Raw genomic sequence first — 22,805 nt, forward strand, 5'->3', positions numbered from 1 at the left:
CGAAGAAGGTGAATATTTTCATGCAACTATATGGTTAATATCAATAAATTTACCATAATTCATCCAGAACTTTAAGAACGGACAGGCGATGACGGATTACTGCAGCGACATCAGGCGGACGGGAGCAGGGCGGGCCATCATACTGGCGCTGCTCGCCTTTTTCGGCGCGCTCGCCGCCCTGGCGCCGGCGCGCGCGCAGCCCCGTGGCGATCTGGTGGAGGCGCGGCTGCTGCTGGAGCCGTCCGCCATCCAGGCGGGCGTTCCCTTCACCGCCGCGGTGCAGCTGCAGATGAAGCCCGGCTGGCACACCTACTGGCTCAATCCGGGCGATTCCGGCCTGCCGACCGAGATCCGCTGGAAGCTGCCGCCGGGCTTCACCGCCGGCCCCATCCAGTGGCCGACGCCGGAGCGGCTGGCGGTGGAGCCGCTGATGAACTTCGGCTATGAGGGCGAGGCGACGCTGCTGGTGGAGATCACGCCGCCGGCGACGCTGCCGGCCTCGGGCCGCGTCGACATTGGCGCCGACGTCTCCTGGCTGGCCTGCGAAAAGGAGTGCATCCCCGGCTCGGCCACGCTGGACGCGTCGGCCCCGCTGGCCCCTGCCCTCGCCCCGGCGGCGCCCGACGCCGGCGCCGCGCCGCTGTTCGCCCGCGCCCGCGACGCCCTGCCGAAGCCGCTGGCCGGCGCGACCTTCGCCGCCGCCGCGCGAACGCTCACCGTGCGCGCGCCCCTGCCCGCGGGAGCCGGCGCCGGCGACGTCCGCTCCGCCGTTTTCTTTCCCGCCGCCGAGGGCCTGATCGACAACGCCGCGCCGCAGCAGCTCGCCGTTGCGGAGGGCGCCCTGACCCTGACCGCGCCGCGGGCCGAGGGCGTCGGCGCGGCCGGGAGCGTCCCGCAGCGGCTGGAGGGCGTCATCGCCATCGCCGGCCCCAATGGCGCGACGCAGGGCTACGCCATTTCGGCGACGCCGGATGCGGCGCTGGCCCCGGCGGCGCCGGCGCCAGCCGCATCCGCAGGGGGCGACGGCGACGGCGGCGGCCAGGCGCTGGCGGCGGCCGCCCTGCCGCCGCCGCCGGTCAACGCCGAGGGCCTCACCCTGCTCACGGCGATGCTGTTCGCCTTCATGGGCGGCGTCATTCTCAACCTGATGCCCTGCGTGTTCCCGGTGCTGTCCATCAAGGCGCTGTCGCTGGCCCGCGGCGGCGGCGGGACGCCGGCGAAGATGCGCCTGCACGGCCTCAGCTACGGCGCCGGGGTGCTGGCCGCCTTCGCCGCGCTCGCGGCGGCGCTGATGGCGGCGCGCGCCGCCGGCGCCAGCGCCGGCTGGGGCTTCCAGCTGCAGTCGCCCGTGGTGGTGGCCGCCCTCGCCTGCGTGATGCTGGCCATGGGGCTCGGCCTCAGCGGCGTGGTGCATTTCGGCGCCCGGTTCGCCGGCGCCGGCGACCGCCTCACCCACGGCCATGGCTACGCCGCCTCATTCTTCACCGGCGTGCTGGCGGCGGTGGTGGCCTCGCCCTGCACCGGCCCGTTCATGGGCGCCGCCATCGGCTTTTCGCTCACCCAGCCGCCGGCGGTGACCGCGGCTGTGTTTCTGGCGCTGGGCGCCGGCCTCGCCGCGCCCTTCGTGCTGCTGGCCTTCGCGCCGGCGCTGGCGCGGGCCCTGCCGCGCCCCGGCCGCTGGATGGACGTGCTGAAGCAGGCGCTGGCCTTCCCGCTCTACGGCACGGCCGCCTGGCTGGTGTGGGTGCTGTCTCGGCAGGCGTCGCCGCTCGGGCTAGCCATGGCGCTGTCGGCGCTGGTGGCCACGGCCTTCGCCTGCTGGGCCAGCGCCGTGGCGGCCCAGTCCGGCCGCGCCGGCGCCATGGCCGGCCGGGCCGGGGCCGTGGCGGCGCTGGCAGTGGCGGCGCTGTGCGTCGCCCAGATCCACCGCCCCGGCGACGCGCCCGCGGGGGCAGCCGCCGCCGGGGCCGGAGCAGAGACCTATTCGGCGCAGCGCCTCGACGCCCTGCTGCAGCAGGACCGGCCGGTGTTCGTCAACCTCACCGCCGCCTGGTGCATCACCTGCATGGTCAACGAGCGCACCACCCTGGAGCGGGCCGGGGTGCGCGACGCCATGGCCCGCCGCGGGGTGGTCTACATGACCGGCGACTGGACCAGCCGCAATCCGGAGATCACGGCCCTGCTGGCCCGTTTCGGCCGCGGCGGCGTGCCGCTCTACCTGCTCTATCCGGGCCGCAATGGCGCGCCGCAGGTGCTGCCGCAGATCCTCACCCCCGGCATGGTGATCGCGGCGATCGACGCGCTGCCCACGCGCGCCGCCGCCGCCCGCTGAGACGGGCCGCGGCCGCCGGCGGAGAAAATGGTTGCGCGCGGAACGGACCGGCCGATAATCCGCCCACAGGCTCCGGCGCGCCCGGACGCGCGGGCCTGAACACCGGGCCTGACATCCAGGGAGAACCCACATGACGGGACGCCCCCTCACCCGCCGCGACGCCCTTTGGCTGACGCTCGCCCTGGCGGCGGGCGTCGCCGCCCTCTGCGGCCATGCGCCGACGGCCGACGCCGCGGCCGCCATCGGCGCTCCGGCGCCGCCGTTCACCCTGGTTTCGGCGGACGGCCGGCAGGTGTCGCTGGCGGACTTCCGCGGCCGCACGGTGGTGCTGGAGTGGACCAATCACGAGTGCCCGTTCGTGCGCAAGCACTACGGCGCCGGCGCCATGCAGAAGCTGCAGAAGGAGGCCAGGGACGCCGGCGTGGTCTGGCTGACCATCATCTCCTCCGCGCCCGGCGAACAGGGCCATGTGACGCCGGAGGAAGCGCGCCGGCTCACCGTGAGCCGCGGCGCCGCGCCAGCGGCGGTGCTGTTCGACGAAACCGGCCGGACAGGCCGCGCCTACGGCGCGAAAACCACCCCGCACATGTATGTGATCGGCCCCGACGGCGCTCTGCTTTACGCCGGCGGCATCGACGACCGCCCGGGCACGGATCCGGCGGAGCTGGCCGGGGCCCGCAACCATGTGCGCGAGGCGCTGGCGGAGATCGCCGCCGGCAAGCCGGTGAGCGTCCGGCAGAGCCGTCCCTACGGCTGCGCGATCAAATACGCCAGCTGACCACCGCCGCCGGCGCGACGGGCCCGAACGGTCGCGCGCAAAGGCGCGCATCGGGCGCGCATCCATCGGGCGCCTTGGGAGCGGGCGCAAACGGGGCGCGGCCGCGTCAGACGCTTCCCCCGCGTCCCCAGAGGCCACGCGCCGCCCTGCTGCGGCGCCGGGCGACGCGGCGGCCCGAGGCGCAGGCCGGCGAAACGGAAAGCCGCCCGGTCACGCCGGGCGGCTGCGTCATGTGCGGGGTCCGGCGCGCGCCTGGCGGCGCGTCCCGGCTCAGCCGCCGAGCGCCAGGGTGAACACCTCGCCGTCGCGGCGGATGGCGATCTCCCAGTAGCGCGTGCGCCGCTGCAGCGCCGCGCCAAGCGCGCGCGAGCTGCCGATCTTTTCACCGTTCACCGCCAGCACGACGTCGCCCCTGCGCAGGCCGACGCTGGCGGCTGGGGAGCCTTCCGCCACCTCATACAGAACCACGCCGCGGGCGGAGAGGTCCATGGAAAGCTCCTCGGCCACCGCCGGGGAGAGATTGGCGGCCGTGGCCCCGCTGAACGGCGTGCGCGCCGGCAGCTTCACCAGGTCGCGCGCCGGCGTTTCCGGCGCCGGCGCGAGGCGGATGGCCAGCGTCTCCCGCCGGCCGCCGCGCAGCACGGTGAGCCTGGCCTGCCCGCCCATCGGCCGGGTGGCGAAGCGGTAGCCGAACGCCTCCGGATCATCCACGCTCTGGCCGTCCACGGCGAGGATGACGTCGCCGCGCTTCAGCCCAGCCTGCTCGGCGGGGCCGCCCGGAGCCAGCCCGGCGACCAGCGCGCCGGCGGGCCGTTCCAGCCCGAGGCTTTCCGCGATCTCCTGGGTCACCGCCTGCAGCTGGCCGCCGAAATACGGCCGGCGCACCAGCCGGCCGCCGCTCAGCGCCGAATTCACCACGGTGCGCACCATGGTGGCGGGAATGGCGAAGCCGATGCCGACGCTGCCGCCGCTGCGCGAATAGATGGCGCTGTTGACGCCCACCAGCCGCCCCTTCATGTCCACGAGGGCGCCGCCGGAATTGCCCGGATTGATGGCCGCGTCGGTCTGGATGAAGAACTGGTAGTCGCCGACGCCAACCTGGGTGCGCGCCAGGGCCGAGACGATGCCCTGCGTCACCGTCTGGCCCACGCCGAACGGATTGCCGATGGCCAGCACCAGGTCGCCCACCTCCAGCGCGTCGGAATCGCCCAGCTCCATGGCAGGCAGCTTCAGCCCCTTCTCGCGGATGCGCAGCACGGCGAGGTCGGTGCGCGGATCGCGCAGGATGATGTCGCAGTCGAACTCCCGCCGGTCCGCCAGCGACACCTTCACCTCGGTCATGTTCTCGATGACGTGGTAATTGGTGACGATGACGCCGGAGGGATCGACGATCACGCCCGAGCCCAGCGAGCGCGCCACCCGCTCGCGCGGCACGCCGAAATCGCCGCCAAAGAAGCGCCGGAAGAAGGGATCGTCGAACAGCGGGTTCTGCGCGCGCCGCTCGACGCGCGCGCCATAGACGTTGACCACCGCCGGCGCCGCCCGGCGCACCACGGGACTGAACGACAGCTGCACCTCCGCGCGGCTTTGCGGAGCCTGCCGCTCCTGCGCCGGAGCGGCGCCGGGCGCGGCCGCGATCACCGCGAGCGCCAGCGCGGCCGCCAGGCCCGGGCGGCGCAAGGGCGCGCCCCTTGCGCGGCGCGGCCGCGCCGCGGTTATCCTGTCATCCCATCGCATCAGTCGTCTCCGTTGCCGCCGGCGACGGCCGGCCTGGCGTTCACGCGCAGGGCTAGCCGGCGAACCGGGACGAAATTTGGCGCAAGGCCGGGCAAAGAAAAAGGGCGGTGGAAAGCCACCGCCCTTCGAAAACCGGGTCTGCGCGACATCACTCCCCGGAAGCGGCCTCCTGGGTCGGACCGGAGTCCTTGCCCTTGGCCTCCACGTCACGGTCAACGAACTCGATGACGGCGAGCGGCGCGTTGTCGCCATAGCGGAAGCCGGCCTTCATGATGCGCAGGTAGCCGCCGTTGCGGTCCTTGTAACGCGGGCCGAGCACGTCGAACAGCTTGCGCACCTGGTCAAGGTCGCGCAGGCGGGCGATGGCCTGACGGCGGGCGTGCAGGTCGCCGCGCTTGCCGAGCGTCACCAGCTTCTCGACGATCGGGCGCAGGTCCTTGGCCTTGGGCAGCGTGGTGATGATCTGCTCATGCTTGATGAGCGCGGCGGCCATGTTGGCGAACATCGCCTTGCGGTGAGCCGAGCTGCGGCTGAAACGGCGGTGCGCGAAACCGTGACGCATTGGCTTTCTCCGTATTTATGCGGCCGCCGTGCCACGGAACGGCCGCTCTCTTCCTTGCCGGCCCTCAAGGCCGGGGGACTGGTGAAGTCAGTAGTGCTCTTCGAAGCGCTTGGCGAGATCCTCGATGTTCTCCGGCGGCCAGCCCTGAACCTCCATGCCGAGGTGCAGGCCGAGCGTGGCGAGCACTTCCTTGATCTCGTTGAGCGACTTGCGACCGAAGTTCGGGGTGCGGAGCATCTCCGCCTCGGTCTTCTGGATGAGGTCGCCGATGTAGACGATGTTGTCGTTCTTGAGGCAGTTGGCCGAACGGACCGACAGCTCCAGCTCGTCCACCTTCTTGAGCAGCGCCGGGTTGAAGGGCAGCTGCGGAGCGGCGGAGGCGCCGGCCTCCTCGCGCCGGGGCTCATCGAAGTTGACGAAGATCGACAGCTGGTCCTGCAGGATGCGCGCGGCGTAGGCCACGGCGTCCTCGGGCGACACGGAGCCGTCGGTCTCGACCTCCATGGTCAGCTTGTCGTAATCGAGGATCTGGCCCTCGCGGGTGTTCTCGACGCGGTAGGACACCTTGCGCACCGGGCTGTAGATGCTGTCCACCGGGATCAGGCCGATGGGCGCGTCCTCCGGAGCGTTGCGCTCGGCCGGAACATAGCCCTTGCCGGTGTTGACGGTGAACTCCATGCGCACTTCGGCGCCGTCGTCCAGCGTGCACAGCGGCAGGTCCGGATTGAGAATCTGGATATCGCCAGGGGTGTTGATGTCGCCGGCGGTGACGAGACCCGGACCCTGCTTGCGCAGCGTCATGCGCTTGGGCCCCTCGCCCTGCATGCGGATGGCGATCATCTTGACGTTGAGGACGATGTCCGTGACGTCCTCACGCACGCCCGGCACCGAGGAAAACTCGTGCAGGACGCCGTCGATCTGGATGGCGGTCACCGCCGCGCCCTGGAGGGACGACAGCAGGACGCGCCGCAAGGCGTTGCCGAGCGTCAGGCCGAAGCCGCGCTCCAAGGGCTCCGCCACCAGGGTGGCCACGTGCCTGCGGTCGTCGCTGCCCGACACCTCGAGCTTGCCCGGCTTGATCAGTTCCTGCCAGTTTTTCTGGATCACGAGCACACCTCTGCGGATCTCTTGAAAGGCGGCGCGCCGCCAGGAAAAGGCCGCGCGCAGCGAATGGCGGCGCCCCGGCCGCAGGGACCGGGGCGAGACGGATCAGACCCGCCGACGCTTGCGCGGGCGGCAGCCGTTGTGCGGGATCGGCGTGACGTCGCGGATGGAGGTGATCGTGAAGCCGGCGGCCTGCAGGGCGCGCAGGGCCGACTCACGGCCCGAACCCGGCCCCGAAACCTCGACCTCGAGGGTGCGCATGCCGTGCTCGGCGGCCTTGCGGGCCGCGTCCTCGGCGGCCACCTGGGCGGCGTACGGGGTCGACTTGCGCGAACCCTTGAAGCCCATGGTGCCGGCGGACGACCAGGAGATGGTGTTGCCCTGCGCGTCCGTGATGGTGATCAGCGTGTTGTTGAAGCTGGCGTTCACATGCGCGATGCCGGAGACGATGTTCTTGCGCTCACGACGGCGAACGCGGGTGACTTCCTTGGCCATGCATATTTTCCTTCAGGCGCGCCCGTTACGCCAGGCGCTCGGGACATGATGTGGCGCGGAGGCGCACGGACGGATCCCCGCCTCCACGCGCCGCGACAGTACGGCTTACTTCTTCTTGCCGGCGATCGGCTTGGCCTTGCCCTTGCGGGTGCGGGCGTTGGTGTGGGTGCGCTGGCCGCGCACCGGCAGGCCGCGGCGGTGGCGCAGGCCGCGATAGCAGCCCAGGTCCATCAGCCGCTTGATGTTCATCGACACTTCGCGACGCAGGTCGCCTTCCACGACATAGTCGCGGTCGATGGTCTCGCGGATCGCCAGAACCTCCGCGTCAGTCAGCTCGTTCACGCGGCGCTCGGCCGGAATGCCGACCTTCTCGCAGATCTCGGCCGCGAACTTCGGCCCGATGCCGTGAATGTACTGAAGCGCGATGATGGTGCGCTTGTTGGTAGGGATGTTAACGCCAGCAATACGAGCCAATGTCGTCTCCATGTGGCCGGCGACTGCGCGCCGGGCTTACGTTGCGCCGCCTTCGCGGCAATGCCCGCGTCCGGTGGAGGCCGGCCCTCGCGGGAAACACCAATGCGGGCGGCGCCGTACCTGCCGCAGCAGACCGGCGCCGCCCGAAAAGTTGCGACCTGTTAACCCCAAACGGGTCAGGCGTCAACCTTGTCGAGCAGCGCGAACAGCGCGCCGCTGACCGCGTCGATCGGCTGGTTGCCGTCCACCTTCGTCAGCTGGCCCTTCTTTTCATAGTAGGGCGCGACCACGGCGGTGTCGCGGTTGTAGGCGGCCAGACGGGTCCTGAAGACGTCCGGATCGTCGTCGGCCCGCACCGGCTCGCCCTTTGCGCGCGACTCGTTGGCGCGGTTGATGATGCGGTTTACCAGACCATCCTGGTCGACCACCAGCTCGATGACCGCGTCCAGCTTCAGGCCCTTCTGCGCCAGCAGGGCGTCGAGAGCCTCGGCCTGGGCGACGGTGCGCGGAAAGCCGTCGAGGATGAAGCCCTTGCGCGCGTCCTCCTCCCCGATACGGTCAGCGATGATGCCGATAACAATTTCGTCAGAGACCAGCTGCCCGGCGTCCATCACCGCCTTGGCCTTCAGCCCGACCGGCGTGCCGGCGGCCACCGCGGCGCGGAGCATGTCGCCGGTGGAGAGCTGCGGCACGCCATACCGCTCCACCAGCCGCTTCGCCTGGGTTCCCTTGCCGGCGCCGGGCGGTCCAAGAAGAATCAGTCTCATTTACGCCGTCCCCCTTTGAGTTTGGCCTTCTTCACGAGACCCTCGTACTGGTGCGCGAGCAGATGGCCGTGCACCTGCGCCACCGTATCCATGGTCACCGTCACCACGATCAGCAGCGAGGTGCCCCCGAAGTAGAACGGAAGCGAGGCGTAGGAGATCAGCAGTTCCGGGAGCAGACAGATGAGAGCTAGGTAGGCCGCGCCGATCACCGTGATCCGGGTCAGCACATAGTCGATGTAATCGGCGGTGCGCTCGCCCGGACGGATGCCGGGGATGAAGCCGCCCTGCTTCTTCAGGTTGTCCGCCGTCTCCGACGGGTTGAAGACGATGGCCGTGTAGAAGAACGCGAAGAACACGATCAGCGCCACGTACAGCACGATGTAGAGGGGCCGTCCGTGACCGAGATAGGCCGACAGCGTCGCGAGCACGCCCGTGCCGTCGCCCGCCGCCGAGAAGCTGGCGATGGTGGTCGGCAGCAGCAGCAGCGAAGAGGCGAAGATGGGTGGAATGACGCCGGCGGTGTTCAGCTTCAGCGGCAGGAACGAGGTCTGGCCCTCATACAGGCGGTTGCCCACCTGCCGCTTGGGATAGTTGATCAGCAGGCGCCGCTGCGCCCGCTCCATGTAGACGATGAAGGCGATGGCCGCCACCGCCATGACCAGCACGCCAAGGATCAGGCCGGTGGACAGCGCGCCCTGGCGGCCAAGCTCGAGCGTGCCGGCCACGGCCTGGGGCAGCTCGGCGACGATGCCGGCGAAAATGATCAGCGACACGCCGTTGCCGATGCCGCGCGAGGTGATCTGCTCGCCCAGCCACATCAGGAACATGGTGCCGCCCAGCAGCGTGATCACCGTGGAGATGCGGAAGAACAGCCCCGGCTCAAGCACCACATTGGGCGAGCTCTCGAGGCCGACGGCGATGCCCCACGCCTGGAACACGGCCAGCACGACGGTGAGATAGCGGGTGTACTGGTTGATGACCTTGCGGCCCTGCTCGCCCTCCTTCTTCAGCTGCTCCAGCGAGGGCACGATGCTGGTCAGCAGCTGGATGATGATGGAGGCCGAGATGTACGGCATGATGTTCAGGGCGAAGATGGCCATTCGCCCGACAGCGCCGCCGGAAAACATGTTGAACAGCCCGAGGACGCCGCCCTGGGTCTGCCGGAAGATCTCCGCCACCGCGTCCGGATTAACGCCAGGCAGCGGAATGTAGGTTCCGAGCCGGTAGACGATCAGCGCTCCCAGCGTGAACCAGATCCGCTTCTTCAGCTCCTCCGCCTTGGCGAACGAGCTGAGACTGAGACTGGACGCGAGCTGTTCCGCTGCCGATGCCATGCGCTTGTCCCCGGGCCCGGGGCGGGAGGCGGCTGGTCGCCCCCCGCATGTCGGGCCGTCTGTAAATGTGACGTAACTTCAGACGGTGGCGTGTCCGCCCGAGGGCCTGTCAGCCCTCGGCGGCGGCGCCCAGAATCGTCACCGAGCCGCCCGCCTTCTCCACCGCTTCTACGGCAGAGCGGGAAGCGCCGGCAACGTGCAGCGACACCCTGGAGCGGATCTCGCCCACGCCGAGCACGCGCACGCCGTCACGCGGCTTGCTGACCACGCCGGCGGCCACAAGGGCTTCAACGTTGATGGGCGCGGACGCGTCCAGCTTGCCGGCGTCGATGGCCTGCTGCAGACGGCCGAGGTTCACCTCGTTGTAGTCCTTGCGGAAAATGTTGTTGAAACCGCGCTTGGGCAGGCGGCGGTGGATCGGCATCTGGCCGCCTTCGAAGCCCTTGATGGCGACGCCGGCGCGCGACTTCTGACCCTTCACGCCGCGGCCGCCGGTCTTGCCCTTGCCGGAGCCGATGCCGCGACCAATGCGCATGCGCTTCTTCGACGCGCCGGGATTATCGCGAATGTCTGTGAGCTTCATGTTTCTCACTCCCCGTCGACGACGCGAACGAGGTGCTTCACCGCCTCGATCATGCCGCGGGTGGCGGCGTTGTCGGGCAGCGTCGAGCGCCGGTTGATCTTGTTGAGCCCGAGGCCAATCAGCGTGGCGCGCTGGCTGGCTTTGCGACGGATCGGACTGCCGATCTGCACGACCGTGATGGTCTTGCCCTGGTTCGCCATGTCAGCCTCCCTCACGCCTCGGCGGCCGCGTCGGCGCCGGCGTCACGGCGGCGGGCCTGCAGGCTCGAAACCTTGAGGCCGCGGCGCGCGGCGACGGAACGCGGGCTCTCTTCCTGCTTCAGCGCCTCAATGGTGGCGCGGACCAGGTTGTAGGGGTTGGAGGAGCCGAGCGACTTGGCCACCACGTCGGCCACGCCCAGGGTCTCGAACACGGCGCGCATCGGACCGCCGGCGATGATGCCGGTGCCCGGCGCGGCGGCGCGCATGATGACCTTGCCGGCGCCCCAGCGGCCCTGCACGTCGTGATGCAGGGTGCGGCCCTCGCGCAGCGGAATGCGGATCATGGACCGCTTGGCCGCCTCGGTGGCCTTGCGGATCGCTTCCGGCACCTCGCGGGCCTTGCCGTGGCCGAAGCCGACCCGGCCCTTCTGGTCGCCAACGACCACGAGGGCGGCGAAGCCGAAGCGGCGGCCACCCTTCACGACCTTGGCGACGCGGTTGATGTGAACAAGGCGATCAACGAATTCGCTGTCGCGCTCGCGCTCTTCGCGCGGCTGCCTGTCTCTTGCCATAACCATCTCACTTTCGCGGGGGCGCGGCCCTCCCCGCTCGCTGGACAATGCCGCGAACGCTTCTGGCGCAAACGCCAAAAATGGCTGGCGCCAGGCCCCCCGTTCCGGGCGGCCCGATGTCAGCCATCCTGGCGTCGCGGACGCGTCAGAAGTTGAGACCGCCCTCACGGGCAGCTTCAGCCAGGGCCTTGACGCGGCCGTGGTAGATGTACGAGCCGCGGTCAAAGACCACATCCTTCACGCCGGCGGCGAGGCCGCGCTCGGCGACCAGACGGCCGACCACCTTCGCGGCCTCCACGTCAGCGCCCGTACGAAGCGTGGCGCGGACATCCTTCTCCAGGGTGGAGGCGGCCGCAAGGGTGACGCCCTTCGTATCGTCGATAATCTGGGCGTAAATCTGCTTGGAGGACCGGAACACCGACAGCCGCGGACGGCCGTTGGCGGCGGCCCGAATGGAGCGGCGAACGCGAGCCTTGCGGCGCTCGCCCGAACCGTGCTTCGAAGCCATGTGCGATCCTTACTTCTTCTTGCCTTCCTTGCGGAAGATGAACTCGTCGGCGTACTTGACGCCCTTGCCCTTGTAAGGCTCGGGACCGCGGAACGCGCGGATTTCCGCCGCCACCTGGCCGACCTGCTGCTTGTTGATGCCCGACACCACGATCTCGGTCGGCTTCGGGGTGGCGATGGTCACGCCCTCCGGCACCGGATAGTCGATGTCGTGGCTGAAGCCCAGCGAGAGCTTCAGCACCTTGCCGGACATGGCGGCGCGGTAGCCGACGCCGTTGATCTCCAGCTTCTTCTCAAAGCCCTTCGTCACGCCCTCGACAAGGTTGTTCACCTGCGAGCGGGCCATGCCCCAGAGCGACCGGGCCTTCTTGGTTTCATTGACCGGAGCGACGCTGATGGCGCCGTCCTCCAGCTTGACGGTGACGTCATCAGGAACGCGGAAGGACAGCTCGCCCTTCGCGCCCTTGACCTTGACCAGCTGCCCCTCGACCGTCGCAGTGACGCCGGACGGCACGGACACCGGCTTTTTTCCGATACGAGACATAATATGGTCCCCCGTGGGTTCGACAACGCTGCCGGTCAGAAGACCTTGCAGAGCACTTCGCCGCCCACGTTGCATTCCCGGGCCTGATGATCGGCCATGACGCCCTTGGGCGTGGAGAGAATGGTGACGCCAAGGCCGTCAGCGACGCGCGGCATGGACTCGACCGACGCGTAAACCCGGCGACCGGGCTTGGAAACGCGCTCGATCCGGCGGATCACGGGCTGGCCGTCATAATACTTGAGCTCGATGTCGAACTCGGTGCGGCCGTTGCCATATTCGGTCACGGTGAACCCGCGGATGTAGCCCTCCTGCTGCAGCACCTCGAGCACGCGGGCGCGCAGGGTGGAGCCAGGGCTGGTGACGCGGGGACGGCGGCGCATCTGCGCGTTGCGGATGCGGGTCAACAGATCGCCGATGGGATCATTCACTGCCATGGCGCTCTCCTTACCAGCTCGACTTGACCAGACCCGGGATCAGTCCCTGCGACCCAAGCTCGCGAAGCGCGATACGCGACATCTTGAGCTTGCGGTAGTAACCGCGGGGACGCCCGGTGACCTCGCAGCGGTTACGCACGCGGGTCGGGCTGGAGTTGCGCGGAAGCTGCGCCAGCTTGAGGACCGCCTCGAAACGCTCCTCAATCGGGCGGTTCCGGTCCTCGGCGATCGCGAGAAGACGGGCGCGCCGGCCGGCGTACTTCTCGACCAGCTTCTGACGCCTCTTGTTCTTCTCAACCGAACTTTTCTTGGCCATACTTTATGTCTCCGGTGTCCGCGTATGAGCAGGAGGCCTGCTCACTGCCGGAACGGGAAGTTGAAGTGCTTGAGAAGCGCGCGCGCCTCGGCGTCGGTCTTCGCCGTGGTGCAGACGATCACGTCCATGCCCCACATCGTGTCGACCTTGTCGTAGTTGATCTCCGGGAAGATGATGTGCTCCTTGATGCCGAAGGCATAGTTGCCGCGGCCGTCAAAGGACTTCGGATTCAGTCCCCGGAAGTCGCGAACGCGCGGCAGCGCGATCGTGATCAGGCGGTCAAGAAACTCGTACATGCGCGTGTTGCGCAGCGTCACCTTCGCGCCGATCGGCATGTTCTCGCGCAGCTTGAAGGTGGCGATCGCCTTGCGGGCGCGCGTCACCACGGCCTTCTGGCCGGCGATGAGCGACAGGTCCTCGGCCGCGACGGACGCCTTCTTGCTGTCGCCGGTCGCCTCGCCCACGCCGATGTTCAGCACGATCTTCTCGATGCGCGGAACCTGCATGGGGTTGGCGTAGCCGAACTCCTCGATCAGCTTCGGGCGGACGACGTTCTCATAGTGGGCGCGCAGACGGGCCACATAGCCTTCCGGAGCGCGCGGGCGCACGCCGGCGCCGGCGCCGGCTTCAGCCTTCGGCGCCTTGGTCTTGGCGACCTTCTTGCTGTCTTTCTCAGCCATCGATCACTTCCCCGGAACGCTTGGCGACGCGCACCTTGCGACCATCTTCCAGAATCCTGAAACCAACGCGGGTCGCCTTGCCGTCCCTGGGATCGGCGATGGCGATGTTCGACAGATGCAGCGGGGCTTCCCTGGTGATGATGCCGCCCTGCGTCGTCGCGGTCTGGCGCTGGTGACGCTTGACCAGGTTCACGCCGCGAACGATGGCGCGCCCTTCCTTCGGCAAGACCTGGATGACTTCGCCGGTCTTGCCCCGGTCACGACCGGTGAGGACGACCACCTTGTCGCCCTTCTTGATCTTCGCAGCCATCAGAGCACCTCAGGGGCGAGCGAAATGATTTTCATGTGGTTGCGGGCGCGCAGCTCGCGCGGCACCGGCCCGAAGATACGGGTGCCGATCGGCTCTTTCTGGTTGTTGATGAGAACCGCGGCATTGCCGTCGAAACGGATCACCGAGCCGTCGGGACGGCGGATGTCCTTGGCGGTGCGCACGACCACCGCCTTCATGACGTCGCCCTTCTTCACGCGACCACGCGGAATGGCCTCCTTGACGGAGACCACGATGATGTCGCCCACGCTGGCGTACTTGCGCTTGGAGCCCCCAAGCACCTTGATGCACATCACGCGGCGCGCGCCGGAATTGTCCGCGACATCAAGGTTTGTCTGCACCTGGATCATGGCAAGATCCTTTCTCTGTCTCAGCCGGTTTCCGGCGCGGCGACGCCGGACTACGACTGACGGGGATCTGGCGTCCCCTCGCCTTGTTTCGGGAAGAAATCAGGCCTGGCCTGATTTCCCCAGAACGACCCAGGACTTCGTCTTCGAGATCGGACGCGATTCCTGGATCAGCACAACGTCGCCGACCCGGTACTCATTGCCCTCGTCGTGGGCATGGTAGTTCTTGGTGCGGCGCACAGTCTTCTTGAACAGCGGATGGGTGAAGCGACGCTCCACCTTCACCACCACAGTCTTGTCGCCCTTGTCGCTGACGACCGTTCCCTGGAGAACGCGCTTCGGCATTCCCGCCTCCTCAAGCCTTCGGCGCGGCAGGCTGGGCCTGCAGCGTGCGGATGCGGGCGATGTCCCTACGGACCTCACGCACGCGATTCGTGTTTTCCAGCTGCCCTGTAGCACGCTGGAAGCGCAGATTGAACTGCTCCTTCTTCAGCTTCACCAGCTCTTCGGCCAGCTGCTCGGGCGACATCCGCCGGAGGTCGGCGAGCCTGTCCTTCTTTTTCATCGCCACTTCCTCACTCAGCGATGCGCTGCACGAAGCGCGTTTTGATCGGGAGCTTGGCGGCGCCGAGGCGGAGCGCCTCGCGGGCGATCTCCTCGCTCACGCCGTCAAGCTCGAACATGATGCGGCCGGGCTTCACGCGGGCCGCCCAGTATTCCGGCGAGCCCTTGCCCTTGCCCATACGCACTTCGGTCGGCTTGTTGGTGACCGGAACGTCCGGGAAGATGCGGATCCACACGCGGCCAGCGCGCTTCATGTGGCGCGTGATGGCGCGGCGGGCCGCCTCGATCTGCCGGGCGGTGATGCGCTCGGGCTCAAGGGCCTTCAGGCCGAACTCGCCGAAGTTGAGCTCGGTGCCGCCCTTGGCGACGCCATGGATACGGCCCTTGAACTGCTTCCTGAACTTGGTTCTCTTGGGCGACAGCATTGCTTATGCTCCTGGCCTCCGCGCCCCGTCAGCGGGACGCGTCAGCGCCACGACGCGCCTGCGAGCGGCCGCCGTCATCGTTCATCTTCTTGTCCTGGGCCATGGGATCATGCTCCAGGATCTCACCCTTGAAGATCCAGACCTTGATGCCGCACGTGCCGTAGGTGGTGAACGCGGTCGCCGTGCCGTAATCGACATCGGCGCGCAGCGTATGCAGCGGAACGCGACCCTCGCGGTACCACTCCAGGCGCGCGATCTCGGCGCCGCCAAGACGGCCGGAGCAGTTGATGCGGATGCCCTCGGCGCCCAGACGCATCGCCGACTGCACGGCGCGCTTCATGGCGCGGCGGAAGGCCACGCGACGCTCGAGCTGCTGGGCGATCGACTCCGCCACCAGGGTGGCGTCGATCTCGGGCTTGCGCACCTCGACGATGTTGATCGACACGTCCGCGTCGGTCATCTTCGCCACGGTCTTGCGCAGCTTGTCGATGTCCGCGCCCTTCTTGCCGATCACGACGCCCGGACGGGCCGAGTAAATGGTGACCCGGCACTTCTTGTGCGGACGCTCCACCACGATGCGCGAAACAGCGGCCTGCTTCAGCATCTTGCGCAGCGTCTCGCGGATGCGCACGTCCTCGTGCAGCAGCTTGCCGTACTCGCCCTTGCGCGCAAACCACCGGGAGTCCCAGGTGCGGTTGACGCCGAGGCGAAGACCAATCGGATTAACCTTCTGACCCATAGTCCCGTCCTCAGGCTGACGCAGGCGTTTCGCGAACCACGATGGTGAGGTTCGAGAACGGCTTTTCGATACGCGTGCCGCGACCGCGGGCGCGGGCGTGGAACCGCTTCATGACAAGACCCTTGCCGACGAAGGCCTCGGCCACAACCAGATCGTCGATGTCGAGATCGTGGTTGTTCTCGGCGTTGGCGATGGCGCTCTGCAGCGCCTTGCGCACGTCGACGGCGATGCGCTTGCGGCTGAACTCGAGGTCAGCCAGGGCGCGGGACACCTTCTTGCCACGGATGAGCTGGGCGACGAGGTTCAGCTTCTGCGGCGAGACGCGGAGGTTGCGCACGACGGCGCGGGCCTCGTTGTCAGCGAGAGCGCGGGGATTCGCAGGCTTGCCCATGCTCACCTCCTCTTCGCTTTCTTGTCAGCCGCATGACCGTAGTACGTGCGGGTGGGTGAAAACTCGCCGAACTTGTGGCCGACCATTTCCTCGGTCACCAGAACGGGGATGTGCTTCTGGCCGTTGTAGACGCCGAACGTCAGACCGACGAAGTGCGGAAGGATGGTGGAGCGGCGGCTCCAGATCTTCACGACTTCCGAACGGCTGGACGCACGGGCGGCCTCGGCCTTCTTGAGGAGGTATCCGTCGACAAACGGACCTTTCCATACTGAACGCGCCATGGTGCGGTTCCTTACTTCTTCCGCTTGTGCCGGCTGGTGACGATGAGCGCGTCGGTCCGCTTGTTCGAGCGGGTGCGCTTGCCCTTCGTCGGCTTGCCCCACGGAGTGACCGGGTGACGACCGCCCGAGGTGCGGCCCTCGCCGCCGCCGTGCGGGTGATCGATCGGGTTCATCGAAACGCCGCGGTTGTGCGGACGCTGGCCCAGCCAGCGACGGCGGCCCGCCTTGCCCATATTGGTGTTCATATGGTCAGGGTTGGACACCGCGCCCACGGAGGCGAAGCACTGGCCATGCACCAGCCGCTGCTCGCCGGAGCTGAGCCGCAGGATCACGTAGCCATGGTCGCGACCGACGATCTGCGCATAGGCGCCGGCCGAGCGGGCGATGGAGCCGCCCTTGCCGATCTTGGTCTCGACGTTGTGCACGATCGTGCCGATCGGCATGTTGGCCAGCGGCATGGCGTTGCCGGGCTTGATGTCCGCCTGCGTGTCGGCGACCACGGTGTCGCCGGGAGCCAGACGCTGCGGCGCAAGGATGTAGGACAGCTGCCCGTCCGGATACCGGATCAGCGCGATGAACGCCGTGCGGTTCGGATCGTACTCCAGGCGCTCCACAACCGCGGGCTCGCCGAGGCGGTCGCGGCGACGGAAGTCAACCAGACGGTAGCTCTGCTTGTGGCCGCCGCCGCGGAAACGCACCGTGATGCGGCCATAGTTGTTGCGGCCGCCGGTGGACGCCTTGCCGACCGTCAGCGCCTTGACCGGCTTGCCCTTGTGCAGCTGCGAGCGATCGACGAGGACCAGCTGGCGCGTGCCCGGGGTAACCGGATTAAAGGATTTAAGTGCCATTGCTCAGGTTCCCGTATCCGCTCACAGACCGGTCGTCACGTCGATGGACTCGCCGTCCGCCAGGGTGACAATGGCCTTCTTGACGTCGGAGCGACGGCCAACGGTGTTGCGGAACCGCTTGACCTTGCCCTTGGTGACGAGCGTGTTGACGCTCGTGACTTTCACGTTGAACAGCTTCTCAACCGCCGCCTTGATCGCAGGCTTGGTTGCATTCTTGGCCACACGGAAGACAACCTTGTTCTGTTCGGACAGAATGGTGGCCTTCTCGGTGATCACCGGAGCGATGATCACGTCGTAGTGGCGCACGTCAGTGGGGCGAGTGCTGCTCATTTGAAGCGCGCCTCCAGCGCGTCGACTGCCGCCCTGGTCAGCACGAGCTTCTCACGGCGAAGGATGTCGTAAACGTTGATGCCCTGCACCGGCAGCACGTCAACGTTCGGGATGTTGCGCGCAGCGAGACCGAAGTTCACGTCCAGCTCGCCGCTGTCAACGACGAGGGCGCTGTTCAGGCCGAGCCTGTCCAGCTGGCCGCGCAGCGCCTTGGTCTTCGGCTCGGCGGCGACCGCCTTGTCGAGAACCACGATGGCGCCGTCCTTCGCCTTCGCCGACAGGGCGTGGCGCAGGGCGAGGGCGCGGACCTTCTTCGGCAGGTCATGCGCATGGTCGCGAACGACGGGGCCGAAGGCCTTGCCGCCGCCGCGGAACTGCGGAGCGCTGGCGGCGCCGTGACGGGCGCTGCCGGTGCCCTTCTGCTTGTACATCTTCTTGCCGGTGCGGGCCACGTCGGAGCGGCCTTTGGCGGCGTGCGTGCCGGCCTGACGGCGGGCAAGCTGCCAGCGCACGTAGCGGTGAAGAAGATCAGCGCGGGGCTCGAGGCCGAAGATCGCGTCGCTGACGTCGACCTGACCGGCGCTCTGCCCGTCAAGCGTGGTGACTTCAAATTTCATCACGTCGTCTCCTGACCGTCAGTGGCCGGAGCCTCCGAAGCAGCCTCTGCAGCGGCCGCGCCGCGCTCGCGGTACGCGCCCGGGAGAGGAGCGTCCTTGGGGAGCGGGCGTTTTACCGCATCACGAACCATGATCCAACCGCCAGCGACGCCCGGAACGGCGCCCTGCACAAGGATCAGGCCGCGCTCGGGGTCGGTCTGCACCACCTTCAGGTTCTGGGTGGTGACGCGCTCGACGCCCAGGTGTCCGGGCATCTTCTTGCCCTTGAACACCTTGCCCGGATCCTGGCGGCCGCCGGTGCCGCCGATCGAGCGGTGCGAGATCGAAACGCCGTGCGAGGCGCGCAGGCCGCCGAAGTTCCAGCGCTTCATGCCGCCGGCGAAGCCCTTGCCGGTCGAGGTGCCGGTCACGTCCACGTACTGGCCCGGGACGAAGTGATCTGCGGTGATCTCGGCGCCCACGGGAATCAGGTGCTCAGGAGCCACGCGGAACTCGGCCAGACGACGGCGCGGCTCCACATTGGCCTTCGCGAAGTGACCGCGCATGGCGCGGCTGACGTTCTTGACCTTGACCGAACCGGCGCCGACCTGAACGGCGGTGTAGCCGTTGCGTTCGACGGTGCGGTGCGCGACCACCTGGCACTGGTCGAGCTTAAGAACGGTGACGGGCACGTGCTCGCCCGTTTCGGTGAAGATGCGTGTCATCCCCACCTTCTGTGCAATGACGCCTGAGCGCATTTGCGTATCCTCTAAGGCGTGCCGAGGCGAAAGGTCGGCGTTAACGCTCGTCAGAGCTTGATTTCGACGTCGACGCCAGCGGCCAGGTCGAGCTTCATCAGCGCGTCCACGGTCTGCGGAGTCGGGTCAACGATGTCGAGAACGCGCTTGTGGGTGCGCATCTCAAACTGCTCACGCGACTTCTTGTCAATATGAGGCGAGCGGTTGACCGTGAACTTCTCGATGCGGGTGGGCAGCGGGATGGGGCCGCGAACCTGGGCGCCCGTCCGCTTCGCCGTCGAGACGATCTCACGGGTCGACGCATCGAGGATGCGATGATCGAACGCCTTGAGGCGAATTCGGATATTCTGACCGTTGATCATAAGACCCCTCCGGGCCGACGTACTGCAACAGAAAAGGACGCGCCGTCACAATCCGGCGCGTCCCGGACCCAGCGGTTTACTCGATGATCGAGGAGACGACGCCGGCGCCGACGGTGCGGCCGCCCTCACGGATGGCGAAGCGCAGCTTCTCCTCCATGGCGATCGGGGCGATCAGCTCGATCTCCATCGCCACGTTGTCGCCCGGCATCACCATCTCAACGCCCTCAGGCAGCTTCACCACGCCGGTCACGTCCGTCGTGCGGAAGTAAAACTGCGGACGGTAGTTGTTGAAGAACGGCGTGTGACGGCCGCCCTCCTCCTTCGTCAGGATGTACGCCTCGGCCTTGAACTTCGTGTGCGGCTTCACCGAGCCGGGCTTGCACAGAACCTGACCGCGCTCAACCTCCTCGCGCTTCACGCCGCGAAGCAGCGCGCCGATGTTGTCGCCAGCCTCGCCCTGGTCCAGAAGCTTGCGGAACATCTCGACGCCGGTAACCGTCGTCTTCTGCGTCGGCTTCAGGCCGACGATCTCGACTTCGTCGCCAACCTTCACGATGCCGCGCTCAATACGGCCCGTCACAACCGTGCCGCGCCCCGAAATCGAGAACACGTCCTCGACCGGCATCAGGAACGGCTGGTCAACAGGACGCTCAGGCTGCGGAATGTACGCGTCAACCGCCTCCATCAGCTTCAGGATCGCGTCCCGCCCGATCTCCGGAGACTTGTCCTCAAGCGCCATCAGCGCCGAGCCCTTCACGATCGGAATGTCGTCCCCAGGGAACTCGTACTTCGAAAGAAGCTCACGGATCTCAAGCTCAACCAGCTCCAGAAGCTCCGGATCGTCAACCTGGTCGACCTTGTTCATGAAAACGACAAGCGCCGGAACGCCAACCTGCCGCGCAAGCAGGATGTGCTCGCGGGTCTGCGGCATCGGACCGTCAGCGGCAGAAACCACAAGGATCGCGCCGTCCATCTGCGCCGCGCCCGTGATCATGTTCTTCACGTAGTCCGCGTGACCGGGGCAGTCCACGTGCGCGTAGTGGCGCTTGTCCGTCTCGTACTCAACGTGCGACGTCGAGATCGTGATGCCGCGCGCCTTCTCCTCCGGAGCCTTGTCGATCTGGTCATACGCCGTGAACGACGCGCCGCCCTTCTCGGCAAGGACCTTCGTGATCGCAGCAGTCAGCGACGTCTTGCCATGGTCAACGTGGCCGATCGTGCCAATGTTGCAGTGCGGCTTCGTCCGCGTGAATTTCTCTTTGGCCATTTGAGGCTCCCTGAAACGTCAGATTACGGATGGTCCGGGCTGGCGCCGCAAGGCTCAGGCGTATTTCGCCTGAACCTCCTGCGCCACGGCGGCCGGAACCTGTTCGTAGTGGTCAAACTGCATGGTGTAGTTGGCGCGCCCCTGGCTGAAGGAGCGGAGCTGGTTCACGTAGCCGAACATGTTGGCCAGCGGCACCATGGCGTTGATGACCACGGCGTTGCCGCGCATGTCCTGGCCCTGGATCTGGCCGCGACGTGAATTCAGGTCGCCGATGACCGAACCCGTGTAATCCTCGGGGGTCACCACCTCCACCTTCATGATCGGCTCGAGCAGCACCGGGCCGCCCTTCTGCAGGGCTTCACGCAGCGCGGCGCGCGAGGCGATCTCGAACGCCAAGGCCGAGGAGTCGACCTCGTGGTAGGCGCCGTCCAGCAGCGTCACCTTGATGTCGACCACAGGGAAGCCGGCGAGAACGCCCGAGGTGAGCACGCTCTGCAGGCCCTTCTCGACGCCCGGGATGTACTCCTTCGGCACGGCGCCGCCGACGATCTTCGACTCGAAAACGAAGCCGCCGCCCGCCTCGTTCGGCTCCACGAGCAGCTTGACGCGGGCGAACTGGCCGGTGCCGCCGGTCTGCTTCTTGTGGGTGTAGTCGACTTCCTGGGACCGGGTGATGGTCTCGCGATAGGCCACCTGCGGGGCGCCGACATTGGCCTCGACCTTGTAGGTGCGACGCAGGATGTCGACCTTGATGTCGAGGTGCAGCTCGCCCATGCCGCGCAGGATGGTCTGGCCGGACTCCGGATCGGTCGACACGCGGAAGGACGGATCCTCCGCCGCCAGCTTCGCCAGGGCGATGGCCATCTTCTCCTGGTCGGCCTTGGACTTCGGCTCGATGGCGATGGTAATCACCGGCTCGGGGAAGTCCATCTGCTCAAGGATGATCGGCTTGACCGGATCGCACAGCGTGTCGCCGGTGCGGGTGTCCTTCAGGCCGGCCAAGGCGACGATGTCGCCGGCGTAAGCCTCCTTGATGTCCTCCCGGTTGTTGGCGTGCATGAGCAGCATGCGGCCCACGCGCTCGCGCTTCTCGCGGGTGGAGTTCAGCACGCTCTGGCCGGACTCGAGCTTGCCCGAGTACACGCGGCAGAAGGTGATGGTGCCGACGAAGGGGTCGTCGATGATCTTGAACGCGAGCACCGACAGCGGCTCGGCGTCGGAGGGCTTGCGGGAGGCCGGCTCCTCGGAGCCAGGCAGCACGCCCTCGATGGCGACGCGGTCCGCCGGCGACGGCAGGTAGTCGACCACGGCGTCGAGCAGCGGCTGGATGCCCTTGTTCTTGAAGGCGGAGCCGCACAGCACCGGATGGAACGCGCGCTCGGCCACGCCCTTGCGGATGAGGCGACGGATGGTGTCCTCGTCCGGCTCCTGACCCTCCAGGTAGGCGGTCATGGCGTCGTCGTCGAGCTCGACGCAGGCCTCGACCATCCTGGCGCGGTACTCGGCGGCCTTGTCCGCCAGCTCGGCCGGGATCTCGCCGACGGCCGGCGGATGACCGGCGTCGCCGTCCCACGTAAGCGCCTTCATGGTGATCAGGTCGACCACGCCCTTTAAGTCGCTCTCGGCGCCGACCGGAATCTGCAGGGCGACAGGCTTGCCGCCGACGCGGTCAACGATGTCGTCAAGGCAGCGGTAGAAGTCCGCGCCGACCTTGTCCATCTTGTTGACGAACACGATGCGCGGCACGTCGTACTTGTCGGCCTGCCGCCACACGGTCTCGGTCTGCGGCTCGACGCCCTGGGCGCCGTCCAGCACGCAGATCGCGCCGTCGAGGACGCGCAGCGAACGCTCCACCTCGACCGTGAAGTCGACGTGGCCGGGCGTGTCGATGATGTTCAGGCGCTTGCCGCGCCAGAAGCAGGTGGTCGCCGCGGAGGTGATGGTGATCCCGCGCTCCTGCTCCTGCTCCATGAAGTCCATCGTGGCGGCGCCGTCATGGGTCTCGCCGATGCGATGGTTCTTGCCCGTGAAGTACAGGATGCGTTCGGTCGTGGTCGTCTTTCCGGCATCAATGTGGGCCATGATGCCGAAATTACGGTAGTCCTCGATGGCGTGACTGCGAGCCATTGTCGTATCTCCGGAGCCGTCGG

At 67.7% G+C, this 22,805-nt stretch carries 32 protein-coding genes; 2 read left to right on the forward strand and 30 right to left on the reverse strand.

Annotated features, from left to right (window positions below; all coding sequences use genetic code 11):
* Nucleotides 1-88 precede the first annotated feature (88 nt).
* Together ACFFJB_RS08430 and ACFFJB_RS08435 are read left to right on the forward strand one after the other, a co-directional pair.
* The gene (locus tag ACFFJB_RS08430) at nt 89-2,332 is read left to right on the forward strand and encodes a protein-disulfide reductase DsbD family protein (RefSeq protein WP_376830795.1); all 2,244 of its coding nucleotides are present in this window, start codon (nt 89-91) and stop codon (nt 2,330-2,332) included.
* 130 nt (nt 2,333-2,462) lie between these two features.
* Nucleotides 2,463-3,110, forward strand: coding sequence for a thioredoxin family protein (locus ACFFJB_RS08435; protein ID WP_376828501.1), 648 nt, complete (start codon nt 2,463-2,465; stop codon nt 3,108-3,110).
* Between the two features lie 270 nt (nt 3,111-3,380).
* Here the strand turns inward: ACFFJB_RS08435 and ACFFJB_RS08440 are convergent, their stop codons facing one another.
* The 30 genes from ACFFJB_RS08440 to fusA all read right to left on the reverse strand — a co-directional run bounded on the left by ACFFJB_RS08440 (nt 3,381) and on the right by fusA (nt 22,782).
* On the reverse strand, nt 3,381-4,790 hold the full coding sequence (locus ACFFJB_RS08440; RefSeq protein ID WP_376828503.1) for a Do family serine endopeptidase: 1,410 nt from the start codon (nt 4,788-4,790) through the stop codon (nt 3,381-3,383).
* Nucleotides 4,791-4,995: 205 nt separating this feature from the next.
* Nucleotides 4,996-5,409 (reverse strand): 50S ribosomal protein L17, encoded by a 414-nt coding sequence (gene rplQ, locus ACFFJB_RS08445; protein ID WP_376828505.1) that lies wholly within the window; start codon nt 5,407-5,409, stop codon nt 4,996-4,998.
* A gap of 87 nt (nt 5,410-5,496) precedes the next feature.
* Nucleotides 5,497-6,516, reverse strand: a complete 1,020-nt coding sequence (locus ACFFJB_RS08450; protein ID WP_376828507.1) for a DNA-directed RNA polymerase subunit alpha — start codon at nt 6,514-6,516, stop codon at nt 5,497-5,499.
* 102 nt (nt 6,517-6,618) lie between these two features.
* Nucleotides 6,619-7,008, reverse strand: coding sequence for a 30S ribosomal protein S11 (gene rpsK / locus ACFFJB_RS08455; protein ID WP_376828509.1), 390 nt, complete (start codon nt 7,006-7,008; stop codon nt 6,619-6,621).
* A gap of 105 nt (nt 7,009-7,113) precedes the next feature.
* Nucleotides 7,114-7,482 (reverse strand): 30S ribosomal protein S13, encoded by a 369-nt coding sequence (rpsM, locus tag ACFFJB_RS08460; protein ID WP_376828511.1) that lies wholly within the window; start codon nt 7,480-7,482, stop codon nt 7,114-7,116.
* A 176-nt stretch (nt 7,483-7,658) separates the two neighbouring features.
* Entirely contained in the window at nt 7,659-8,249 is a 591-nt protein-coding gene (locus ACFFJB_RS08465) for an adenylate kinase (protein ID WP_376828513.1), read from the reverse strand.
* Nucleotides 8,246-9,583 carry a preprotein translocase subunit SecY gene (gene secY / locus ACFFJB_RS08470; RefSeq protein WP_376828515.1) on the reverse strand — a complete coding sequence of 446 codons (1,338 nt, stop codon included), beginning with the start codon at nt 9,581-9,583 and terminating at the stop codon, nt 8,246-8,248. The genes ACFFJB_RS08465 and secY overlap by 4 nt, the downstream gene beginning before the upstream one ends.
* Nucleotides 9,584-9,692: 109 nt before the next feature.
* Nucleotides 9,693-10,166, reverse strand: a complete 474-nt coding sequence (rplO, locus tag ACFFJB_RS08475) for a 50S ribosomal protein L15 (protein WP_376828517.1) — start codon at nt 10,164-10,166, stop codon at nt 9,693-9,695.
* Nucleotides 10,167-10,171: 5 nt separating this feature from the next.
* Nucleotides 10,172-10,366 carry a 50S ribosomal protein L30 gene (gene rpmD, locus ACFFJB_RS08480; protein WP_376828519.1) on the reverse strand — a complete coding sequence of 65 codons (195 nt, stop codon included), beginning with the start codon at nt 10,364-10,366 and terminating at the stop codon, nt 10,172-10,174.
* Nucleotides 10,367-10,377: 11 nt separating this feature from the next.
* On the reverse strand, nt 10,378-10,938 hold the full coding sequence (rpsE, locus tag ACFFJB_RS08485) for a 30S ribosomal protein S5 (RefSeq protein WP_376828552.1): 561 nt from the start codon (nt 10,936-10,938) through the stop codon (nt 10,378-10,380).
* Between the two features lie 145 nt (nt 10,939-11,083).
* Nucleotides 11,084-11,446, reverse strand: a complete 363-nt coding sequence (rplR, locus tag ACFFJB_RS08490; protein WP_376828521.1) for a 50S ribosomal protein L18 — start codon at nt 11,444-11,446, stop codon at nt 11,084-11,086.
* Between the two features lie 9 nt (nt 11,447-11,455).
* A complete protein-coding gene (gene rplF, locus ACFFJB_RS08495; protein ID WP_376828523.1) occupies nt 11,456-11,989 on the reverse strand; it encodes a 50S ribosomal protein L6 in 534 nt (177 codons plus the stop codon).
* A gap of 35 nt (nt 11,990-12,024) precedes the next feature.
* On the reverse strand, nt 12,025-12,423 hold the full coding sequence (rpsH, locus tag ACFFJB_RS08500) for a 30S ribosomal protein S8 (protein ID WP_376828525.1): 399 nt from the start codon (nt 12,421-12,423) through the stop codon (nt 12,025-12,027).
* 10 nt (nt 12,424-12,433) lie between these two features.
* The gene (rpsN, locus tag ACFFJB_RS08505; RefSeq protein WP_376828527.1) at nt 12,434-12,739 is read right to left on the reverse strand and encodes a 30S ribosomal protein S14; all 306 of its coding nucleotides are present in this window, start codon (nt 12,737-12,739) and stop codon (nt 12,434-12,436) included.
* Nucleotides 12,740-12,780: 41 nt separating this feature from the next.
* Nucleotides 12,781-13,419: a 50S ribosomal protein L5 gene (rplE, locus tag ACFFJB_RS08510; protein WP_376828529.1), complete on the reverse strand. Its 639-nt coding sequence runs from the start codon at nt 13,417-13,419 to the stop codon at nt 12,781-12,783.
* Nucleotides 13,412-13,729: a 50S ribosomal protein L24 gene (gene rplX / locus ACFFJB_RS08515; RefSeq protein ID WP_376828531.1), complete on the reverse strand. Its 318-nt coding sequence runs from the start codon at nt 13,727-13,729 to the stop codon at nt 13,412-13,414. Before rplX ends, rplE begins: the two co-directional genes overlap by 8 nt.
* Nucleotides 13,729-14,097 carry a 50S ribosomal protein L14 gene (gene rplN, locus ACFFJB_RS08520; protein ID WP_376828533.1) on the reverse strand — a complete coding sequence of 123 codons (369 nt, stop codon included), beginning with the start codon at nt 14,095-14,097 and terminating at the stop codon, nt 13,729-13,731. The genes rplX and rplN overlap by 1 nt, the downstream gene beginning before the upstream one ends.
* Before the next feature lie 99 nt (nt 14,098-14,196).
* Nucleotides 14,197-14,439 (reverse strand): 30S ribosomal protein S17, encoded by a 243-nt coding sequence (rpsQ, locus tag ACFFJB_RS08525; RefSeq protein WP_376828535.1) that lies wholly within the window; start codon nt 14,437-14,439, stop codon nt 14,197-14,199.
* A 10-nt stretch (nt 14,440-14,449) separates the two neighbouring features.
* The gene (gene rpmC / locus ACFFJB_RS08530) at nt 14,450-14,659 is read right to left on the reverse strand and encodes a 50S ribosomal protein L29 (protein ID WP_376828554.1); all 210 of its coding nucleotides are present in this window, start codon (nt 14,657-14,659) and stop codon (nt 14,450-14,452) included.
* A 10-nt stretch (nt 14,660-14,669) separates the two neighbouring features.
* The gene (rplP, locus tag ACFFJB_RS08535; protein WP_376828537.1) at nt 14,670-15,083 is read right to left on the reverse strand and encodes a 50S ribosomal protein L16; all 414 of its coding nucleotides are present in this window, start codon (nt 15,081-15,083) and stop codon (nt 14,670-14,672) included.
* Between the two features lie 28 nt (nt 15,084-15,111).
* Entirely contained in the window at nt 15,112-15,822 is a 711-nt protein-coding gene (gene rpsC / locus ACFFJB_RS08540) for a 30S ribosomal protein S3 (protein WP_376828539.1), read from the reverse strand.
* Between the two features lie 10 nt (nt 15,823-15,832).
* Complete coding sequence (gene rplV / locus ACFFJB_RS08545) at nt 15,833-16,213, reverse strand: 50S ribosomal protein L22 (protein WP_376828540.1); 381 nt, start codon at nt 16,211-16,213, stop codon at nt 15,833-15,835.
* A 2-nt stretch (nt 16,214-16,215) separates the two neighbouring features.
* A complete protein-coding gene (gene rpsS / locus ACFFJB_RS08550) occupies nt 16,216-16,494 on the reverse strand; it encodes a 30S ribosomal protein S19 (protein ID WP_376828542.1) in 279 nt (92 codons plus the stop codon).
* 11 nt (nt 16,495-16,505) lie between these two features.
* Nucleotides 16,506-17,342 carry a 50S ribosomal protein L2 gene (rplB, locus tag ACFFJB_RS08555; RefSeq protein WP_376830796.1) on the reverse strand — a complete coding sequence of 279 codons (837 nt, stop codon included), beginning with the start codon at nt 17,340-17,342 and terminating at the stop codon, nt 16,506-16,508.
* 21 nt (nt 17,343-17,363) lie between these two features.
* Nucleotides 17,364-17,672, reverse strand: coding sequence for a 50S ribosomal protein L23 (locus ACFFJB_RS08560; RefSeq protein WP_376828544.1), 309 nt, complete (start codon nt 17,670-17,672; stop codon nt 17,364-17,366).
* Complete coding sequence (rplD, locus tag ACFFJB_RS08565; protein WP_376828546.1) at nt 17,669-18,289, reverse strand: 50S ribosomal protein L4; 621 nt, start codon at nt 18,287-18,289, stop codon at nt 17,669-17,671. The genes ACFFJB_RS08560 and rplD overlap by 4 nt, the downstream gene beginning before the upstream one ends.
* A complete protein-coding gene (gene rplC / locus ACFFJB_RS08570) occupies nt 18,289-19,026 on the reverse strand; it encodes a 50S ribosomal protein L3 (RefSeq protein ID WP_376828548.1) in 738 nt (245 codons plus the stop codon). The genes rplD and rplC overlap by 1 nt, the downstream gene beginning before the upstream one ends.
* A gap of 50 nt (nt 19,027-19,076) precedes the next feature.
* Nucleotides 19,077-19,385, reverse strand: coding sequence for a 30S ribosomal protein S10 (gene rpsJ / locus ACFFJB_RS08575; protein ID WP_188608688.1), 309 nt, complete (start codon nt 19,383-19,385; stop codon nt 19,077-19,079).
* A gap of 79 nt (nt 19,386-19,464) precedes the next feature.
* Nucleotides 19,465-20,655 carry an elongation factor Tu gene (gene tuf, locus ACFFJB_RS08580; protein WP_376830797.1) on the reverse strand — a complete coding sequence of 397 codons (1,191 nt, stop codon included), beginning with the start codon at nt 20,653-20,655 and terminating at the stop codon, nt 19,465-19,467.
* Between the two features lie 54 nt (nt 20,656-20,709).
* Complete coding sequence (fusA, locus tag ACFFJB_RS08585) at nt 20,710-22,782, reverse strand: elongation factor G (RefSeq protein WP_376830798.1); 2,073 nt, start codon at nt 22,780-22,782, stop codon at nt 20,710-20,712.
* Between the last annotated feature and the right edge of the window lie 23 nt (nt 22,783-22,805).

Source organism: Camelimonas abortus, assembly GCF_042432745.1.
Lineage (GTDB): Bacteria > Pseudomonadota > Alphaproteobacteria > Rhizobiales > Beijerinckiaceae > Camelimonas > Camelimonas abortus.